The organism is Streptomyces sp. NPDC000075, assembly GCF_040301925.1.
GTDB lineage: Bacteria > Actinomycetota > Actinomycetes > Streptomycetales > Streptomycetaceae > Streptomyces > Streptomyces polychromogenes.
The window spans coordinates 45,384-63,732 of the sequence record NZ_JBEPFL010000016.1 but is presented as its reverse complement, the minus strand read 5'-3'; the positions used below and the strand labels follow the sequence as shown (position 1 = coordinate 63,732).

Annotated in this window: 16 protein-coding genes; 6 read left to right on the top strand and 10 right to left on the bottom strand. The window is 73.0% G+C overall.

Features of this window, described 5'->3' with window-relative positions:
• Nucleotides 1–240 precede the first annotated feature (240 nt).
• Nucleotides 241–2,097 carry an AMP-dependent synthetase/ligase gene (locus tag ABT403_RS19905; RefSeq protein ID WP_344166512.1) on the bottom strand — a complete coding sequence of 619 codons (1,857 nt, stop codon included), beginning with the start codon at nucleotides 2,095–2,097 and terminating at the stop codon, nucleotides 241–243.
• Nucleotides 2,098–2,182: 85 nt separating this feature from the next.
• On the opposite strand from ABT403_RS19905, the gene ABT403_RS19900 reads away from it, so the two are divergent.
• The gene (locus ABT403_RS19900) at nucleotides 2,183–2,920 is read left to right on the top strand and encodes a MerR family transcriptional regulator (protein ID WP_344166510.1); all 738 of its coding nucleotides are present in this window, start codon (nucleotides 2,183–2,185) and stop codon (nucleotides 2,918–2,920) included.
• Nucleotides 2,921–2,938: 18 nt separating this feature from the next.
• Here the strand turns inward: ABT403_RS19900 and ABT403_RS19895 are convergent, their stop codons facing one another.
• From ABT403_RS19895 to ABT403_RS19870, 6 genes are all read right to left on the bottom strand, one after another.
• Entirely contained in the window at nucleotides 2,939–5,113 is a 2,175-nt protein-coding gene (locus ABT403_RS19895) for a 3-hydroxyacyl-CoA dehydrogenase NAD-binding domain-containing protein (protein WP_344166508.1), read from the bottom strand.
• A gap of 45 nt (nucleotides 5,114–5,158) precedes the next feature.
• Nucleotides 5,159–6,373 carry an acetyl-CoA C-acetyltransferase gene (locus tag ABT403_RS19890; protein ID WP_344166506.1) on the bottom strand — a complete coding sequence of 405 codons (1,215 nt, stop codon included), beginning with the start codon at nucleotides 6,371–6,373 and terminating at the stop codon, nucleotides 5,159–5,161.
• 52 nt (nucleotides 6,374–6,425) lie between these two features.
• Entirely contained in the window at nucleotides 6,426–7,568 is a 1,143-nt protein-coding gene (locus ABT403_RS19885) for an acyl-CoA dehydrogenase family protein (RefSeq protein WP_344166504.1), read from the bottom strand.
• Nucleotides 7,569–7,577: 9 nt separating this feature from the next.
• Nucleotides 7,578–8,603 carry an LLM class F420-dependent oxidoreductase gene (locus ABT403_RS19880; protein ID WP_344166502.1) on the bottom strand — a complete coding sequence of 342 codons (1,026 nt, stop codon included), beginning with the start codon at nucleotides 8,601–8,603 and terminating at the stop codon, nucleotides 7,578–7,580.
• On the bottom strand, nucleotides 8,603–9,739 hold the full coding sequence (locus tag ABT403_RS19875) for a CaiB/BaiF CoA transferase family protein (protein ID WP_344166500.1): 1,137 nt from the start codon (nucleotides 9,737–9,739) through the stop codon (nucleotides 8,603–8,605). Before ABT403_RS19875 ends, ABT403_RS19880 begins: the two co-directional genes overlap by 1 nt.
• Before the next feature lie 132 nt (nucleotides 9,740–9,871).
• Nucleotides 9,872–10,258 carry an MmcQ/YjbR family DNA-binding protein gene (locus tag ABT403_RS19870; RefSeq protein ID WP_344166498.1) on the bottom strand — a complete coding sequence of 129 codons (387 nt, stop codon included), beginning with the start codon at nucleotides 10,256–10,258 and terminating at the stop codon, nucleotides 9,872–9,874.
• Between the two features lie 96 nt (nucleotides 10,259–10,354).
• Here ABT403_RS19870 and ABT403_RS19865 point away from each other — a divergent pair, with 96 nt between their 5' ends.
• The gene (locus tag ABT403_RS19865) at nucleotides 10,355–11,554 is read left to right on the top strand and encodes a saccharopine dehydrogenase family protein (RefSeq protein WP_344166496.1); all 1,200 of its coding nucleotides are present in this window, start codon (nucleotides 10,355–10,357) and stop codon (nucleotides 11,552–11,554) included.
• A gap of 51 nt (nucleotides 11,555–11,605) precedes the next feature.
• Here ABT403_RS19865 and ABT403_RS19860 read toward each other — a convergent pair whose 3' ends face one another.
• Together ABT403_RS19860 and ABT403_RS19855 are read right to left on the bottom strand one after the other, a co-directional pair.
• Nucleotides 11,606–12,847 (bottom strand): DUF6923 family protein, encoded by a 1,242-nt coding sequence (locus ABT403_RS19860; RefSeq protein ID WP_344166494.1) that lies wholly within the window; start codon nucleotides 12,845–12,847, stop codon nucleotides 11,606–11,608.
• 148 nt (nucleotides 12,848–12,995) lie between these two features.
• Nucleotides 12,996–13,688 carry an endonuclease V gene (locus tag ABT403_RS19855; RefSeq protein ID WP_344166492.1) on the bottom strand — a complete coding sequence of 231 codons (693 nt, stop codon included), beginning with the start codon at nucleotides 13,686–13,688 and terminating at the stop codon, nucleotides 12,996–12,998.
• Nucleotides 13,689–13,713: 25 nt separating this feature from the next.
• Here ABT403_RS19855 and ABT403_RS19850 point away from each other — a divergent pair, with 25 nt between their 5' ends.
• A complete protein-coding gene (locus tag ABT403_RS19850) occupies nucleotides 13,714–14,013 on the top strand; it encodes a YciI family protein (RefSeq protein WP_344166490.1) in 300 nt (99 codons plus the stop codon).
• Between the two features lie 136 nt (nucleotides 14,014–14,149).
• On the opposite strand, the gene ABT403_RS19845 is transcribed toward ABT403_RS19850, so the two are convergent.
• Complete coding sequence (locus ABT403_RS19845; protein WP_344166488.1) at nucleotides 14,150–15,256, bottom strand: WD40/YVTN/BNR-like repeat-containing protein; 1,107 nt, start codon at nucleotides 15,254–15,256, stop codon at nucleotides 14,150–14,152.
• A gap of 74 nt (nucleotides 15,257–15,330) precedes the next feature.
• On the opposite strand from ABT403_RS19845, the gene ABT403_RS19840 reads away from it, so the two are divergent.
• The 3 genes from ABT403_RS19840 to ABT403_RS19830 all read left to right on the top strand — a co-directional run bounded on the left by ABT403_RS19840 (nucleotide 15,331) and on the right by ABT403_RS19830 (nucleotide 18,210).
• Nucleotides 15,331–15,759 carry a (4Fe-4S)-binding protein gene (locus ABT403_RS19840; RefSeq protein ID WP_344166486.1) on the top strand — a complete coding sequence of 143 codons (429 nt, stop codon included), beginning with the start codon at nucleotides 15,331–15,333 and terminating at the stop codon, nucleotides 15,757–15,759.
• A gap of 179 nt (nucleotides 15,760–15,938) precedes the next feature.
• Complete coding sequence (ssgD, locus tag ABT403_RS19835) at nucleotides 15,939–16,355, top strand: spore wall synthesis regulator SsgD (RefSeq protein WP_344166484.1); 417 nt, start codon at nucleotides 15,939–15,941, stop codon at nucleotides 16,353–16,355.
• Nucleotides 16,356–16,563: 208 nt separating this feature from the next.
• On the top strand, nucleotides 16,564–18,210 hold the full coding sequence (locus ABT403_RS19830) for an ABC-F family ATP-binding cassette domain-containing protein (protein WP_344166482.1): 1,647 nt from the start codon (nucleotides 16,564–16,566) through the stop codon (nucleotides 18,208–18,210).
• Nucleotides 18,211–18,349: the final 139 nt, after the last annotated feature.

Sequence of the window (18,349 nt, the reverse complement as noted above, 5' to 3'; positions counted from 1 at the left end):
GGGAAACCCCCAAGCCATCTTTGAGACCGCCCCGCCGGGACCCCGATGGCTCGGGTCCCGCCCGGCCGTCCCGTCACCGCCTGGCGGGTCGCCGCCCCCACCCACCGGCCCGCACCCGGGGAGGCGGGTGGGCAGACACCGGCCCGCCCCCGGCCCCTCGAAGGGGAGATGGCGGGCCCGCACCCCGAGACCCCCGACCCCTCGCGGGGGCGATGGCCGGCCCCCGCGAGGGCCCCCGCCTCACTCCCCCTCGTACAGCCCCTCGATCAGGGCCCCGTACTTCTCGCGGACCACCCTGCGCCGCAGTTTCAGCGTCGGGGTCAGTTCGCCCGTCTCCGGGCCCCATTCCTCGGCCAGCAGCCGGTAGCGCTTGATCTGTTCCGTGCGGTTGAGGCGGGCGTTGGCGGCCTCCACCGCGCGGGCCGTTTCCCCCAGCACCGCCGGGTGCACGGCCAGCTCCGCCAGGGTGGTCGTCTCGATGCCCCGGGCGGCGGCCCAGGCCGGGGCCAGTTCGGGGTCCAGGACCAGCAGGGCCACCAGGTAGGAGCGGCCGTCGCCGTGGACCAGGGCCTGGCCGATCAGGGGGTGTTCCTTGACGGTGTTCTCCACCAGCGCCGGGGCCACGTTCTTGCCGTTCGAGGTGATGATCAGCTCCTTCTTGCGGTCGGTCAGCCACAGGAAGCCGTCCTCGTCGAGCCGGCCGATGTCCCCGGTGGGGAACCAGCCCTCCGCGTCGGCCGCGCCCTCCACGGTGCCGTCGGGCCGCAGGTAGCCGTCGAAGACGGTCGCTCCGCGCGTCAGGACCTCGCCGTCCTCGGCGAGCCTGAGCTCCAGCCCCTCGATCGGCCGGCCCACCGAGCCCAGCCGGAACCCGCCGGGGCCGTTGCTGTTGACCGTGCACACGCCGGAGGTCTCGGTCAGCCCCCAGGCGTCCATGATGGTGATCCCCCAGCCGGCCCAGAAGCGGACCACGTCGATCGGCATCGGCGCCGTGGCGCTGGCCGTCCAGACCAGCCGGTCCAGCCCCGCCAGCCGCAGCAGCGGGTCCAGCACCCGCTCCTTCGCCTCCGCGTACGAGGCCTCCAGCGCGGCCGGCACCTCCTCGCCGCGCTCCCGGTGCCCGGCCCGGGCGCGGGCCACGTCCCCGGCCCCGTCGATGGCCCGCCGCTGCTCCTCGGGCAGGCCCGCCAGGGCCGCCCGTACGCCGGCGGCGAGCTTCTCCCAGACCCGGGGCACTCCGAAGAACTGCACCGGCCGCAGCTCGCGCACCGCGCCGGCCACGGCGGCGGGGTCGGCGACGAGCCGGACGTGCGCGGCGCGCAGCAGGGGCAGGTAGATGCCGAGGATCCGCTCGGCGATGTGGGCGAAGGGCAGGTAACAGATGTGCTCGGCGTGCTCGGGGAGGTTCACGTGCCGGTCGAGGCGCACGGACTGGAGCACGATGTTGCGGTGGCTGAGCCGGACGCCCTTGGGGTCGCCGGTGGTGCCCGAGGTGTAGACGACGGTCAGGGGGTCCTCGGGGCGGGCCTCCCGCCAGGCCTTCTCGAAGGCGTCGGGGCTGTGCAGGCGGGCGCCGCTCGCGTAGAGGGAGCCGTAGGCGGTGTGCGGGCCGGCTTCGGCGGCCTCGGCGACGACGAGGCGTTCCAGGGGGGTGGCGGGGTCGTCCAGCAGCGGGGCCCAGCGGGCCAGTTCGCGGGCGCCCTCGACGACGGCGAGGCGGGCGCGGCTGTGGCGGGCGATGTGGGCGATCTGTTCGGGTGCGGAGGTCCCGTAGACGGTGACGGGGACGGCCCCCAGGTGGACGAGGGCGAGGTCGCTGAGCCAGTGCTCGGGCCGGTTGCCCATCATCAGCAGGACGTGTTCGCCGCGGGCGACGCCCAGGGCGGTGTATCCGGCGGCGAGGACGGCGACGCGGCGGCGCACCTCGCTCCAGGTGAGCGTCTGCCAGCCGGCCCCGGCCCCGGCCTCTGCCCCGTCCCCGCCCCCGTCACGCCAGGAGAGGGCGGGCAGGTCCGGGTGTTCGGCGGCGTTGCGGGCGAGCAGGGAGGGGAGGGTGAGCTCCTCGGGACGTCCGGGCAGTCGCAGGTTCGTGGTCATGGGCAGCTCCTGGCCGTTTCACATCGTTGGTGCGACAGCAATACTGTTGAACCCAAGCCGTGCAGCAGAGAGCGAGGAGCGGACGATGGCCGACCACCGGGCGACCGAGCCGATGCTCACCGTCGACGAGCTGGCGTCGAAGGCCGGTGTCACCGTCCGCACCGTACGGTTCTACAGCACGCGCGGGCTTTTGCCCCCTCCCGTGATCGGACCCCGTCGGGTGGGGCACTACGGGCCCGAGCACCTGTCGCGGCTGGCGCTGATCGAGGAGCTCCAGCACCAGGGGATGACCCTGTCGGCGATCCAGCGCTATCTGGACGCCCTCCCGGACGACCTGAGCCCGCACGATCTGGCGATCCACCGCGCTCTGGTGGCGACCTGGGCGCCGGACACGGCGCGGGAGGTGTCGCGGGACGAGCTGGAGAAGCGGGCCGGGCGGGGTCTGGCGGACGCGGACCTGCGCCGGCTGGCGGCGATGAACGTGCTGTCGGAGACGGGCGAGGGCTTCCGGGTGGACCTGGGCCTGCTGCGGCTGGGGGTCGCGCTGCTCGACGTACCGATCGCGCACGAGACGCTGCTGGTGGCGCGGCGGATCCTGCTGGAGCACGCGAGGACGGCGGCGCACGAGCTGACGGCGCTGTTCCGGGACGAGGTGTGGGGGCCGTTCACCGAGGGCGAGAGCGATCTGGAGCGGATCGAGTCGATGAAGGCCCTGTCGGCGCACATGCAGCCGATGGTGGTGCAGGCCCTGGTGACGGCCTTCCAGCGCTCGCTGCGGGAGGAGCTGCGGGCGGCGTTCACCTCGGAGCCGGAGACCGGGTGAACGCCGCCCGCGGGCGGGTCAGTCGGAGTACGTCTCCCCGCGTTCGGCCTTGGCCACCAGGGAGGCCGGCGGGATGAAGCGTTCGCCGTACGCGGCGGCGAGTTCGCGGGCGCGGGCCACGAAGCCGGGCAGGCCGCCCTCGTAGCCGTTGATGTACTGGATCACGCCGCCGGTCCAGGCCGGGAAGCCGATGCCCATGATGGAGCCGATGTTGGCGTCGGCGATGGAGGTGAGGACGCCCTCGTCCAGGCAGCGGACGGTGTCCACGGCCTCGGCGAAGAGCATGCGCTCCTTCATGTCCTCGAACGGGATCCCGGCGGCGTCCGGCTTGGCGAAGTGCTCGCGCAGGCCCGGCCAGATGCGGGTGCGCTTGCCGGCCTCGTCGTACTCGTAGAAGCCGGCGCCGCCGCTGCGGCCGGGGCGGCCGAACTCGTCGACCATGCGGTCGATGACGGTGTCGGCGGGGTGCTCGGTCCACGTGCGGCCCTCGGCCTCGAAGGCCTTGCGGGTCTCGTTGCGGATCTTGCGCGGCAGGGTGAGGGTGAGCTCGTCCATCAGGGAGAGCACCTTCGCCGGGTAACCGGCCTGGGCGGCGGCCTGTTCGATCGAGGCGGGCTCGATGCCCTCGCCGACCATGGCGACGCCCTCGTTGATGAACTGGCCGATGACGCGCGAGGTGAAGAAGCCGCGTGAGTCGTTGACCACGATCGGGGTCTTGTTGATCTGGCGGACCAGGTCGAAGGCGCGGGCGATGGCCTCGTCGCCGGTGCGCTCGCCCTTGATGATCTCCACCAGCGGCATCTTGTCGACGGGCGAGAAGAAGTGGAGGCCGATGAAGTCGGCGGGGCGCGAAACCCCTTCCGCCAGACCGGTGATGGGCAGGGTGGAGGTGTTGGAGCACAGCAGCGCGTCGGGGGCGACGACGTCCTGGATCTCCTGGAACACCTTGTGCTTGAGCGCGGTGTCCTCGAAGACGGCCTCGATGACGGCGTCGCAGCCCGCCAGGTCGGCCACCGCGGCCGTCGGGGTGATCCGGGCCAGCAGCTCGGCGCGCTTGGCCTCGGTGGTGCGGCCCTTGGCGAGGGCCTTGTCGAGCAGCTTCTCGGAGTACGCCTTGCCCTTGGCGGCGGCCTCGGGGGTGACGTCCTTGAGGACGACCTCGATGCCGGCGCGGGCGCAGGAGTAGGCGATGCCGGCGCCCATCATGCCGGCGCCGAGGACGGCGACCTTGCGGACCTTGCGGGGTTCGACGCCCTGCGGGCGGCTGCGGCCGGCGTTGACGGCCTGGAGGTCGAAGAAGAAGGCCTGGATCATGTTCTTCGCGGTCTGGCCGGTGACCAGCTCGGTGAAGTAGCGGGCCTCGATGGTCAGGGCGGTCTCGAAGTCCACCTGGGAGCCCTCGACGGCGCAGGCCAGGATGTTGCGCGGGGCCGGGTAGGGGGCGCCGTTCAGCTGCTTCTTGAGGTTGGCGGGGAAGGCCGGAAGGTTCGCGGCGAAGCGCGGGCTGGACGGCGTACCGCCGGGGATCTTGTAGCCGGGGACGTCCCAGGGCTGCTTCGACTCGGGGTTGGCGTCGATGAAGGCGCGGGCCTTGGCGAGCATCTCCTCGGGGGTGGCGGCCAGTTCGTGGACGAGGCCGGCGGCGAGCGCGCGCCGCGGGTCGTACTGGGTGCCCTGGAGGAGGACCTTCAGGAGGGCGTCGGCGATGCCCATCAGGCGGACGGTGCGGGTGACGCCGCCGCCGGCCGGGAGCAGGCCGAGGGTGACCTCGGGCAGTCCGATCTTGGAGCCGGGGGCGTCGAGGGCGACGCGGTGGTGGGAGGCGAGGCAGATCTCGTAACCGCCGCCGAGGGCGGCGCCGTTGATGGCGGCGACCACGGGCTTGCCGAGGGTCTCGATGCGGCGCAGGGACCGCTTGATCTCGGTGCCGGTGTCGAAGGCCAGCTGGGCGTGCTCGGGGCGCAGCGCGATCATGTCCTTGAGGTCGCCGCCGGCGAAGAAGGTCTTCTTGGCGGAGGTGTAGATGATGCCCCGGATGGTGTCCTTCTCGGCCTCGGCGCGGTCGGCGATGGCCGCGATGGAGTCCTTGAAGGCCTGGTTCATCGTGTTGGCGGACTGGTCGGGGTCGTCGAGGACCAGGGTGACGACGCCGGTCTCGTCCTGTTCCCAGCGGATCGTGGTGGACTCGCTCATGTTCGCTACTTCCGTGTCAGAGGTGGGATCAGGGATCAGGACGGATCAGACGCGTTCGACGATGGTGGCGACGCCCATGCCGCCGCCGACGCAGAGGGTGACGAGGCCGTAGCGCTTGTCCTGGCGCTCCAGTTCGTCGACGACGGTGCCGAGCAGCATGGCGCCGGTGGCGCCGAGGGGGTGGCCGAGGGCGATGGCTCCGCCGTTGACGTTGACCTTGTCGAGGGAGACGCCCATGTCCTTGACGAAGCGCAGGACGACGCCGGCGAAGGCCTCGTTCATCTCGATGAGGTCGATGTCGTCGATGGTCAGACCGGCCTTGGCGAGGGCCTTGCGGGTGGCGGGGGCGGGGCCGGTGAGCATGATGGTGGGCTCGGAGCCGGAGACGGCCGCCGAGACGATACGGGCGCGAGGGCGCAGGCCGTTCCGCTCACCGGCCTCGCGGGTGCCGATGGCGACGAGGGAGGCGCCGTCGACGATGCCGGAGGAGTTGCCGGCGTGGTGGACGTGGTCGATCTTCTCGATCCAGTGGTACTTCTGCAGGGCGACGGCGTCGAAGCCGCCGAGGTCGCCGATGTCGGCGAAGGAGGGCTTCAGCTTGGCGAGGGTGTCGGCGGTGGTGCCGGGGCGGACGAACTCCTCGTGGTCCAGGACGACCAGGCCGTTGCGGTCGGTGACGGGGACGACGGAGCCGGCGAAGCGGCCCTCCTTGATGGCGGTGGCGGCCCGCTCCTGGGAGAGGGCGGCATACTCATCGACGTCGCGCCGGGTGAATCCCTCGATGGTGGCGATCAGGTCGGCGCCGATGCCCTGGGGGACGAAGCCGGTGTCCCAGTTGGTCATCGGGTCGGCGAACCAGGCGCCGCCGTCGGAGGCCATGGGGACGCGGGACATGGACTCGACCCCGCCGGCCAGGACCAGGTCCTCCCAGCCGGAACGGACCTTGGCGGCGGCGAGGTTGACGGCTTCGAGGCCGGAAGCACAGAAGCGGTTCTCCTGTACGCCGGCGACGGTGTCGGGGAGTCCTGCGGCGATGGCGGCGATGCGGGCGATGTCGGAGCCCTGGTCGCCGACGGGGCCGACGACGCCGAGGACGATGTCGTCGATGGTGGCGGGGTCGAGGCCGGCGTTGCGTTCGCGCAGGGCGTGGATGAGGCCGACGACCAGGTCGATCGGCTTGGTGCCGTGCAGGGCGCCGTTGGCCTTGCCGCGTCCGCGCGGGGTGCGGATCGCGTCGTACACGTACGCTTCGGTGCTCACAGGTCGTGCCTTTCGGGGGGAGGTCCGGCGGAGGTCGGGGAGGGTCGGGGCGTCAGCCGAGGAGGGAGCGGCCGATGATCTCCTTCATGATCTCGGTCGTGCCTCCGTAGATGGTCTGGATGCGGCCGTCGGTGAAGGCCCGCGCCACGCGGTACTCGGTCATGTAGCCGTATCCCCCGTGCAGTTGGAGGCAGCGGTCGGCGACGCGCTTCTGGAGTTCGGTGGCCCACCACTTGGCCATGGAGGCGTGGACGTGGTCCAGTTCGCCGTTCGCGTGGTCGGTGATGCAGCGGTCGAGGAAGGTCCGGGTGACCGCGCATTCGGTGGCCATCTCGGCGATCTCGAAGCGGATGTGCTGGAGCTTGGCGAGGGGGCGGCCGAAGGCCTCGCGTTCCTTGACGTACGCGGTGGTGATCTCCAGCAGGTGTTCGGCGGCGGCGATGGCGGCCATGGCGATGCCCATCCGCTCCTGCGCGAGGTTGGTCATCAGGTGGACGAAGGCCCCGTTGAGCTCGCCGAGGAGGTTCTCCTTGGGGACGCGTACGTCGTTGAAGAAGAGTTCGGCGGTGTCCTGGGACTTCTGGCCGATCTTGTCGAGGTTGCGGCCGCGCTCGAAGCCTTCCGCGCCGCGTTCGACGACGAGCAGGGACAGCCCGTGGGCGCCGCCCTCGGGGGTGGTCTTCGCGACGACGATGACCAGGTCGGCCAGGATGCCGTTGGAGATGAAGGTCTTGGAGCCGTTGAGCAGCCAGTGGTCTCCCCGGTCCTCGGCGCTCGTGCGGATCCCCTGGAGGTCGGAGCCGGCGCCCGGTTCGGTCATCGCGATCGCGGTGATGGTCTCGCCCGAGCAGAATCCGGGCAGCCAGCGGCGCTTCTGCTCCTCGGTGCCCAGCGAGGTGAGGTAGGGGCCGATGATGTCGTTGTGCAGGCCGATCGCCAGTCCGGGGGCTCCGGCGCGGGTGAACTCCTCGGCGAGTACGGCCGCGTAGCGGAAGTCGGGGTTCCCGCCGCCTCCGTACTCCTCGGGGACGGCGAGGCCCAGCAGTCCCTGGCGGCCGGCGGCGCGCCAGGCCTCGCGGCTGACGATGCCGTCCTTCTCCCACTGTTCGTAGTGCGGCAGCACCTCCTTGGTGAGGAAGGTGCGGACGGTCTCGCGGAACGCCTCGTGGTCGGCGTCGTAGATGCGGCGTTGCATCGGGGCCCCCTAGAGCCAGCTCTTGACGGTTTCGATCAGCCTGGCCGGCTCGGGGCCGACGGGCGTGACGTTGAGCATGGTGACGCCCGCCTCCCGGAAGGCCTCGACGCGCTCGCGCACGTAGCCCTCGGGCCCGCAGAGGGTGGTGAGTTCGCAGAGCTCGTCCGGGACGGCGGCGGCCGCGTCGCGCTTGCGGCCGGAGAGGTAGAGCTCCTGGATCTTCCGGGCCTCCTCCTCGTACCCGTAGGCCACGGCGAGGTCGTTGTAGAAGTTGCGGCCGGGCGCGCCCATGCCGCCTACGTACAGGGCGATCTGCGGGCGGGCCAGGTCGCGGGCGCTCGCCGCGTCCTCGCCGATGGCCAGCAGGCCGCCGGCGACGGTCTGGAGCGGGCCGAGCTCCGCGGGGCGCTTGGCCGTTCCCTCGGCGAGGGCGCTCCCCCAGACGGCGCGGGCCTTCTCGGGGATGAAGAGGGTGGGCAGCCAGCCGTCGGCGATCTCGGCGGTCAGGGCGACGTTGGCCGGGCCGAGGGAGGCGATGTAGACGGGGATCCGGTCGCGGACCGGGCGGGTGAGGATCTTCAGCGGTTTGCCGTGGCGGCCGCCCCGCTCGGGCGGCAGCGGCATGTCGGTGATGCCGTGGTGGTCGATGGTCTCGCGGCGCCAGATGCGCCGGCACAGCTCTACGGTCTCCCGGGTGCGGCCGAGGGGCTTGTCGTACGGCTTGCCGTGCCAGCCCTCGATCACCTGCGGGCCGGAGGCGCCGAGGCCGAGCAGGGCCCGGCCGCCGGACATCGCGTCGAGGCCGGCGGCGGTCTGGGCGATCAGGGCGGGGGTGCGGGAGTAGACGTTGACGATGGCCGAGCCGATCTTCATCCGTTCGGTCCGCGCCGCCAGGTAGCCCATGATCGTCGGGGAGTCGAAGCCCCAGGCCTCGGCGACCCAGACGGCGTCGAGGCCCGCCGATTCGAGCGCGGCCGCCTCGTCGGCGGCCCGGCGCGGGTCGCCCGCGTAGTCGAGCAGCATGGACAGTTCCATCAGGCGCCCTTCGCGCTCAGGCCCGGCACGTCCCAGTCGCGGGCCACGGATTCGGTGTCGGCTCCCGGCCGCGCCGGGCCGCTCGCGATGGCGGTCGGCGTGGCGGAGAAGCGGGGTGCGGGGGCGGGCTGGGTGATCCCGCCGAAGTCGCTGAAGGTGGCGCGGGCGGCGAGGTGCGGGTGGTGCGGTGCCTCGCCCAGGGAGAGCACGGGGGCCACACAGGCGTCGGTGCCCTCGAAGACCTGCATCCACTCGGCGCGCGTACGGGTCTTGAAGCGGGCGGCGACGGCCTCGCGCAGTTCGCCCCAGCGGGCCAGGTCCTTGCGGGCGGGGGCCCCGTCGGCGATGCCGAGGAGGCGCACGAAGGTGTCGTAGAACCGCTGCTCCAGCGCGCCGACCGCCATGTACCCCCCGTCGGAGGTCTCGTAGGTGCCGTAGAAGGGGCAGCCGCCGTCGAGGAGGTTGGCGCCGCGCCGGTCCTGCCAGCCCCCGGCCGCGACCATGCCGTGGATCATGGCGGTGAGGTGGGCGGTGCCGTCGACGATCGCGGCGTCCACGACCTGGCCGGCCCCGCCGGGGGTGCGGGCGTGCTGGAGGGCCGCGAGTACGCCGATGCCCAGGTAGAGGGAGCCGCCCGCGTAGTCCCCGACCAGGTTGGCGGGGACGGCCGGAGGCCCGTCCGGGGCGCCGATCATGCCGAGGGCGCCGGTGACGGCGATGTACGCGATGTCGTGCCCGGCGGTGTGGGCGAGCGGGCCCTCCTGGCCCCAGCCCGTCATCCGGCCGTAGACCAGCTTCGGGTTGCGGGCGAGGCACTCGGCGGGGCCGACGCCGAGCCGTTCGGCGACGCCGGGGCGGAAGCCCTCGATGAGCACGTCGGCCCGCTCGGCCAGGTCCAGCACCCGGGCGGGGCCCTCGCCGGACTTGAGGTCGACCAGGACGGAGCGCTTGTTGCGGTTGGTGACGTCGTAGGCGGGGTCGATGGCGAGCCCGCCGCCGCCGGGCCGGTCGACGCGGACGACGTCGGCTCCGAGGTCGGCGAGGAGCATGGCGGCGAACGGGCCGGGTCCGATGCCCGCCAGTTCCACGACGCGCACCCCGGCGAGCGGGCCGGTCCCTGTCTTCGCCTCGGTCATCGGGCCCCCAGCGTCCCTGGTGCGTGTGTGACACAACTGATGTAACACCAGCGATGCTAGGAACGCGTCCCACTCAGCACAAGAGCAAGCGCTTAGCCGATTGGCTCAATCTCCCCCGCGCGGTGGCCGCCTTCACGACGGGTGTCTCGCGTCGAGCTCCTTGACGTGCCGTTTGAGCGCGACCGTCCGGTAGCTCTCCTCCACCCACTCGCACAGCACCTCCGCCGTGGGCGCCCCCCTCTCCCCCAGCGGCACCGACACCCAGCCCGCCCGGCCCAGGCCGTACCCGGTGGGCGCCGCGCCGGGGGCGGCCAGCGCGTGCCCGTGGAGGGCCTCGTCCTTGAGTTTCACCGAGAGGCCGGGCGGTTCGGGGCCGTCCGCGTTCCCCAGGAAGACGAAGATCTTCTTGTTGACCTTCACCACCCCGTCCTCGGGGCCCCAGGGATGCTCCTCGACCGCTTCGGGCAGCCCCAGCGCGAACGCGCGCACCGTCTCCCACTTGCGCACCGCAGCCTTCATCGAACCCTCCCACTTACCGCAGGTCACACCTGCTCGCACGGACAGTCGACTTTCACGCTAGCCTCAGCCACCGACATCAGCCGGGAGGAACGTTTCATGTACGAGCACGTCCACCGCAGTGGCCCGGAACGGGACTTCGACCTCGTGCTCTTCGGCGCGACCGGGTTCGTGGGGGCGCTGACCGCCGAGTACCTCACCCGGCACGCCCCGGCCGGCTGCCGCTGGGCCCTGGCCGGGCGCGACCTCGCGAAACTGGAGCGGCTGCGCGAGCGGCTGGCCGCCCTGGACCCGGCCTGCGCCGGCCTGCCGCTGCTGCGCGCCGACGCCGCCGACGGGCGGGCCGTGCGCGAGCTGGCCGCCCGGACGAGGGTGCTGGCCACCACCGTCGGACCGTACGTCTGGTACGGGGCGGAGCTGGTCGCGGCCTGCGCCGGGGCCGGTACCGACTACGTGGACCTCACCGGCGAGCCGGAGTTCGTCGACCGGATGTACGTCGCGCACGACGCGCGGGCCCGGGAGACGGGGGCGCGGCTGGTGCACGCCTGCGGGTTCGACTCCGTCCCCGCCGACCTGGGGGCCTACTTCACGGTGGGCCTGCTGCCGGCCGGGGAGCCGCTGCGGGTGGACGGGTTCGTCCGGTCCTCGGCGCTCTTCTCCGGCGGCACCCTCGCCTCCGCCGTCACCGCCCTGGGCCGCGGCCCGCAGACCCTGGCCGCCGCGCGGGAGCGCCGGCTGTACCAGCCCCGGCTGCCGGGGCGCCGGGTGCGGGGCCCGGTGGGGGCACCCCGGTTCAGCCGGGAGACCGGGACCTGGGCGCTGCCGCTGCCCACCCTGGACCCCCGGGTGGTGACCCGGTCGGCGGCCGCGCTGGAGCGGTACGGTCCGGACTTCCGCTACCGGCACTACGCCTCGGTCCGCCACCTGCCGGTCGCCCTGGGCGGGACGGCGGCCCTGGGCGCGGCGGCCGCGCTGGCCCAGGTCCCGGCGGGCCGGCGGTGGCTGACGTCCCGTTGGGAGCCGGGCTCCGGCCCGGACGCGGAGCGGCGCGCCCGCAGCTGGTTCACCGTCCGCTTCGTCGGGGAGGGCGGCGGGCACCGCGTGTTCACCGAGGTGTCGGGCGGTGACCCGGGCTACGGGGAGACCGCGAAGATGCTGGCGGAGTCCGCGCTGTGCCTGGCGTACGACGCCCTCCCCGAGACCTCCGGCCAGCTCACCACGGCGGTGGCCATGGGCGACGCCCTGCTGGCCCGCCTCCAGAAGGCGGGCATCCGCTTCCGGGTGGCGGCGGAGCGCTAGGGCTTGCCGGCCGGGGCCCGGTCCGCCCGCGTCCGGGCCCCGGCCGCACGTTCACCTCGCCGCGCCGTCGCCGTCCTCGTGCGGGGGCTTGATCACGGTGGACGCGAAGCCCTTGTCGTTCTCCTTGCGCGGGTCCTCGTCGTCACCGAACACCGTGGCCGTGTTCGGTACGCGGGTCGGCTTCGTGACCTTCGCCGCGGTGCCGGTCACCGTGATCTTCACGCGTCCGCCCTCCGCCAGCGGGCCGCCCGTGCAGGAGAGCAGCCCATCGGTGATCCCGCAGCCCTCGGTCGAGGTGCTGGGGTCCAGGAGCTTGGCGGGGAGGTCGTCGGTCAGCGACCAGCCGGAGGAGTCGCCCTTGTGGTCGTTCTTCACCTCGACGGTGTAGGTGACGCGCTCGCCCGCCCGCACCTTCTCGGGGCCGTGCTTGCGCACCGCCAGATCGGCGGACGAGTCGAAGAAGCAGGAGGTGGCGTCGAGGTTGGTCGCCGGAGTCGTGGTCTGCCGCGACAGGACGGTGAAGCGGGGGTTGGAGCCGGTCGGGTTCTTCACCCGCACCCGGATGAGCTCTCCGGAGTTGCGGAAGAACCCGAGGTCACCGTTGCCGTAGACGAAGACTCCGCCGAAGTCCTCACCACCCGGGAGGACGCCCGGGAAGAAGTCCACGCTTTGCTGGGCGATGTCGACCCGGGTGATGGCGCCCGAGTCCGTCGAGCCCCACAGGAAGCCGTCGCGGAAGGCGATGTCGAAGACGTCCAGCTCCGGATCGGCCAGCTCGGGCACGTTCACGACGCCGGTGACCCTGCGGTGCTCGACGTCGATCCGGTAGATCTGGCCGGTGTCGTCGGCGAGGACGTAGTAGTTGCCCTCGTCGTCGAACGTGCCCGAGATGTAGACGGCCTTCGGCAGGCCCGCGATGGCACCGAGGGTGGTGAAGTCCCCGTTGCCGTCGAAGCGGACCAGCTCGTTGGTCGCACCGCCGAACGTCAGCGCGTAGAGGAAGCGGTCGTCCGGGTTCACGCCGATGGCGTTGTAGAGGAACGGCGTCGGCGCGCCCAGCGTCTCGAACCGCACCCTCCCGGGCTCCCGTTCGGCGGTGTAGAGCTGGTCCGGGTTGCCGAACGAGACGTACACCTTGCCATCACAGGCGACCGGAACGCCGTCGGGCTGCTTCGGCTCGGCCGCGGCCGGCGTGCCGGCCGCGAGCCCGGCGGCCAGGGCCGCCGCGCCCAGCGCCGCCAGCGCCCGCCGGTGCCGCTTCCTCTGGACCGCCCTGCTCGTTCCCTTGCTCACCTGTGTGCCCCTTTCGCTGCCGTGTGCGCCGCACGTACCGGCACAAGTGCCGGACAAAGATGAGCACAAGGGGCGTTGCGCCGCATATCACGGCTCGGGCCTACCGGCCGAGTTCGCCTGTATACATCAGGGCAGTCCGCTTGTTCTACTAACCCGCTGCCCCTTCCACGGCCTCGCGCAGGGCGCGCCGGCACAGGGAGTCGGCGTGCCGGGTGGTCTCGGGGATCCGGAAGCGGGGGCTCAGCGCGAGGGTGTGGGCGCAGGCGTTGTCGAGGGAGACGCGGTGGCCGACGGACACGTACACCGGCTTGACCCCGTGCCGGGTGCGCAGCGCCCTGCCGACGACGGTCCCGTCGGCCGCGAGCAGCGGAGAGGCCGCGCCGCGCGGGGCGCCCGGTTCCTCGTGGGTGAAGGTGAAGGGGTTCTTGGCGACGCCGATGGTCGGCAGCCCGGTCACCACCCCTAGGTGGCAGGCGAGGCCGAAGCCGCGCGGGTGGGCGAGGCCGTAGCCGTCGCAGACGACGAGGCCGGGGGTGACGGGGAGCGCCTCCAGGGCGGCCAGGACGGTCGGCAGCTCGCGGAAGGCGAGGAGGCCGGGCACGTAGGGGAAGCTCACGTGGCCGACGGCGGTGGACTCGGCGACGACGTCGAGGGTGGCGGCGTCGAGGACGACGGCCGCGGCGGCGACGAGGTCGCGTTCGTCGTCGTAGGCCACGTCGACCCCGGCGACCAGTCCGGCGCCGGGCTCGGGGCCGGGCTCGTCGAGCACGACGTGCTTGCGGAGTTCGTCCTGTATCGCCCGGGCCTCGGCTTCGTCGGCGGGGGTCTTCACACGTGTCATGGAGTGCGAGGGTAGCGTGGCGATCATGTTCATCATGGAGCTCATGTACACAGCGCCCATCGAGGACGTCGAGGAGGCGATGGACGCGCACATCGCCTGGCTCGACGAGTACTACGCGTCCGGTGTCTTCCTCGCCTCGGGGCGCAAGGTCCCGCGCGAGGGCGGGGTCATCCTGGCCCGCGGGGTCTCGCGGGCCGAGGTCGAGCAGATCGCGGCCGGGGATCCGTTCGTGCTGGCGGGGGTGTGCGAGTACCGGATCACGGAGTTCATCGCCTCGAAGACCTCGGCCGGTCTGACGGAGGTCCGCGAGTCCCTCCCGTCGTAGCGGACCCGGTCGCCTCGGACGCCGACGGGGCCGTGCGCGGCCCCGCCGGCGTCCGGGGCGTGGGGGGGCCGGGGCTTGCCCGGGGGAACGCCGCCCGGCTCGGCCGCGCGGCTTGCCCGGCGGAACGCCGCCCGGCTCAGCCGCGCCGCTCCAGGCGGGCCACCCGCCCCTTCTCCCCCGCCGCCCAGCAGCCCCCGTCGCCCGCGCAGGTGACCGTGTCGAACGATCCCCCGTCCAGCCCCCGCCAGCTCCGCCCCGCGTCCAGCGTGACGTCCGTGCCCGTCGGGCCCACCGCCAGGGCCACCGTGCGCCCGTACGGGTACCAGGCCGCGCCCGAGCGGTACGCCGGCGGCGGCGTGGCCGCCTGGGTCCAGGTGCGCCCCGCGTCGGCGGAGCGGGCCGCCGCCAGGGGCGAGGCCTGGCCGGTGCGGTAGTCACCGCCGAGCGCGAGGCCCGTCGTACGTCCCTGGAAGGCCAGGGCGAAGACCCCGCGCGCCGGGTCGCCGCCCGGGACGGTGGAGTCGGCGACCCGCCAGGTCAGCCCCCGGTCGCCGGAGTGCAGCACGCGCGCGGCCGCCCCGCCCCCGGTGGCCAGCCAGACGTCGCGCGGCCCGGACGCCACCAGGCACTGCCCGCTCGCGGCGAAACCGGCCTCGCCGGGCAGGGCCTGCGGCATCCCGGCGTCGGGCAGCACCCGCCAGGCGCGCCCGCCGTCGTCGGTGGCCAGGATGCGGAACCTTCCGTCCACGGGGTCGCTCACGGCCAGCCCGTGCCGGGAGTCGAAGAAGGTCAGGCAGTCGTAGAAGGCCCGCGGATCGGGGTTGCGGAAGGCTTCGGTCCAGGTCGCGCCGCCGTCCTCGGTCCGCAGGATCCGCGAGGCCGCGCCCTCGCCGATGGACAGCGCCACCGCCCGCCGGGCGTCGAAAGCCTCGATGTCGCGCAGCTCCAGCCCCTCCGCGACCGCGCCGGGCGGCGATACGTCCTGCCAGGTGCGGCCACCGTCGCCGGTGCGCAGAACCGTTCCCTTGGAGCCGGCCACCCAGGCCTCGTCGTGCCCGACGGCGGCCAGTCCGCGGAAGCGGACCCCCTGCGCGGCCGCCGGGCCCGTGTCCTTCAGGGCCCAGCCCACGCCCCGCGCGCCGGGGGCGGCGAGGCCCGCCGCCCCGGTGTCCGCCCGCGCCGGGGCCGCCACCACCGCCGCCAGCAGGGCCGCCGCGCACATGCCAACTCCCAGAAGTCTCATGGCGCGGGAAGCTAACGCACCCTTATTTCGCCGTCCAGGGTGCGTTCCCGGCCGCGCGTTCCTACCGTGGGCCCATGGCCTCCAAGGATGCGAACGAGCCCAGGGCGTACGCGGGTGAGGGGATCACCGTCACCTACGACGCCGGCCGGTGCCTGCACGCCGCCCGCTGCGTGGGCGGTCTGCCCGAGGTGTTCGACAGTGCCGGGCACCCCTGGATCCGGCCGGACGGGGCCGCGCCGGAGCGGGTCGCGGAGGTGGTGCGGCGCTGCCCGTCCGGGGCGCTCCAGTACCGGCTCGCCGCCGGCCCGGCGGCGGCGGAGGAGGGGGACCGGCCGACCAGCGTGTCACGGTCGCCTCTCGGCCAGCTGTTCCTGCGGGGGGAACTGAGCGTGACCACCCCGGACGGAGCGGTCCACCGGGAGACCAGGGCGGTGCTTTGCGCCTGTGGAGTGAGCGGTAACCAGCCTTATTGCGATCACTCCGGAGCCTGCGGAAAGGAGTGAGACCCCCTTCCCCTCGCCTCCCATACGGTCACTCTGTGCGATCACACGGGCGGATTCCGGCCAACCGGTGACGCAGCTCACGTCATCCGCCCTGCACGGATTTGCCGATTCCGGCGTCTATCCGGTTGCCGGGTTCCACCCCACAGCCCGGCAGCAGATCCGCTGCAAGGGAGCGAGCCTTGATCACTGTCATCGAGCAGGCCGTACAGGCACGACTGGTCGCCACCGCCCCGAAGGTCGAGACCGTCCCCGTCACCCTCTGCTACGACCGCTCGGATCCCTTCGCCGTCCGCATGGCCTTCCCCGCCCTGGCCACCCTGGAGGGCGTCGAGGTCTCGTGGACCTTCGCGCGCGAGCTGCTGATGTCCGGCATCCAGCACCCGGCCGGCTGCGGCGACGTCCGGGTGCGCCCGTACGACGGGGACCGGACGACGGTCGAGTTCCACGCGCCGGAGGGGGTGGCGATCGTGCTGATGAGCACGGGCGAGATCCAGAGATTCCTGGAGCGTTCCCGTGAGCTCGTCCCGCCGGGGCTGGAGCACCGCTACCTGGACATGGACCACAGCCTGGACGAGCTGATGCGCGGCTCCTGCTGAGCTCACCGTCCCGGATCGCTCGCCCCCTTTTATTCCGTTGCGGGCGGCCACGGCCGCCCGTAACGTCGTCCTCGCCCCCATAGCCGTCGAAACGGAGCAGGACGTTGCTCTTCTGAGGTCCGAGACACCGACCACCACGACCACACCCTTGTGACAGTCGGCTGTCTCCCCGCGTTGCACGCACCATTCACGCAACCTGGAGGCCTCCATGAGTCATGCCCCTGCTTTCGTCACCTGCTCCGCCCTCTCCTTCGACTGGCCCGACGGGACCCCCGTCCTCGAGGGGTTCCACTGGACCGTCGGTCCCGGCCGCACCGGCCTGATCGGGGTCAACGGCTGCGGGAAGTCCACCCTGCTGAAGCTCGTCGCGGGCGCCCTGACCCCCTCCGGGGGCCAGGTCTGCGTGGCCGGCACCATCGGCTACCTCCCGCAGGACGCCACCCTCGACACCGCGCTCCGTGTCGACGAGGCACTCGGCATCCGTACCGCCCGCACCGCCCTGCACGCCATCGAGGCGGGTGAGGCCACCGAGGCCGACTTCGCCGCCATCGGCGACGACTGGGACGTGGAGGAGCGGGCACTGGCCGTCCTCAACCAGCTCGGGCTCGCCCGGATCGGCCTGGACCGCACCGTCGGCGAACTGTCCGGCGGCGAGTGCGTCCTGCTGCGGCTGGCGGCCCTGCTGCTGGCCCGCCCGGACGTGCTGCTGCTGGACGAGCCCACCAACAACCTGGACCTGCGGGCCCGGCGCCGCCTCTACGCGGCCGTCGAGTCCTGGTCGGGGGTGATGGTGCTGGTCAGTCACGACCGGGAACTGCTGGAGCGGGTGGACCAGATCGCCGACCTGCGCGACGGCGAAGTCCGCTGGTACGGCGGCAACTTCGGCGACTACGAGCGGATGCTCGCCGCCGAGCAGGAGTCGGCCGAGCGGATGGTCCGGGTCGCCGAGGCCGACGTACAGCGCCAGAAGCGCGAACTGGCCGACGCACAGGTCAAATTGGCCCGCCGCAAGCGGTACGGCCAGAAGATGTACGAGAACAAGCGCGAGCCGAAGATCGTCATGGGTGCGCGCAAGCGCGCCGCCCAGGAGTCGGCGGGCAAGCACCGCACGATGCACGCCGAGAAGCTGGCGGACGCCCGCGAACGGCTGGACCAGGCGGTCGGGGCGGTCCGCGACGACGACGCGATCCGCATCGAGCTGCCCGCCACCCAGGTCCCGCCGGGCCGGCGGGTGCTGACCCTGAGCGATCTGCGCCTGGCCCACGGGGCGGGCGCGGAGGGCGAGTGGGAGGTGCGCGGCCCGGAGCGGATCGCGCTGGTCGGCGCGAACGGCTCCGGCAAGACCACGCTGCTGCGCACGCTCGCCGGGCTGCTGCCGCCCGTGTCAGGGGAGGCGGTGACGCACGTCCCGGCGCGTTTCCTGCCGCAGCGGCTGGACGTGCTGGACGACGAGCGCTCGGTGGTGGAGAACGTGGCGCGGTTCGCCCCGCACGCTTCCGACAACCTGATCCGGGCGCGGCTCGCGCACTTCCTGTTCCGGGGCGCCCGGGCGGACCGGGCGGCCGGCACCCTGTCGGGCGGCGAGCGGTTCCGGGCGACGCTGGCGGCACTGCTGCTGGCGGAGCCGGCTCCGCAGCTGCTGATGCTGGACGAGCCGACGAACAGCCTGGACCTGGCGAGCGTGCGCCGGCTGGGCGAGGCCCTGGAGTCGTACGAGGGCGCGCTGATCGTGGCCAGCCACGACGTGCCGTTCCTGGAGTCGGTCGGGATCACCAGGTGGCTGCTGCTCGACGCCGGCCGGGGGCTGCGGCCGACCACGGCCGACGAGGTCCGCGCCGCGCACCGGCAGGACTGACACCCCGCCGCGGCGGCCCGCACACCGGCCCGCCGCGGCCCGCGCACCGGCCCCTCCCGCCGTCAAGGCCGGAGGGGCCGGCCACCTTCCGGCGTGATTCTCACCCTGGCGGAGGCCCCTGCCACCCCTTCCAACTGCA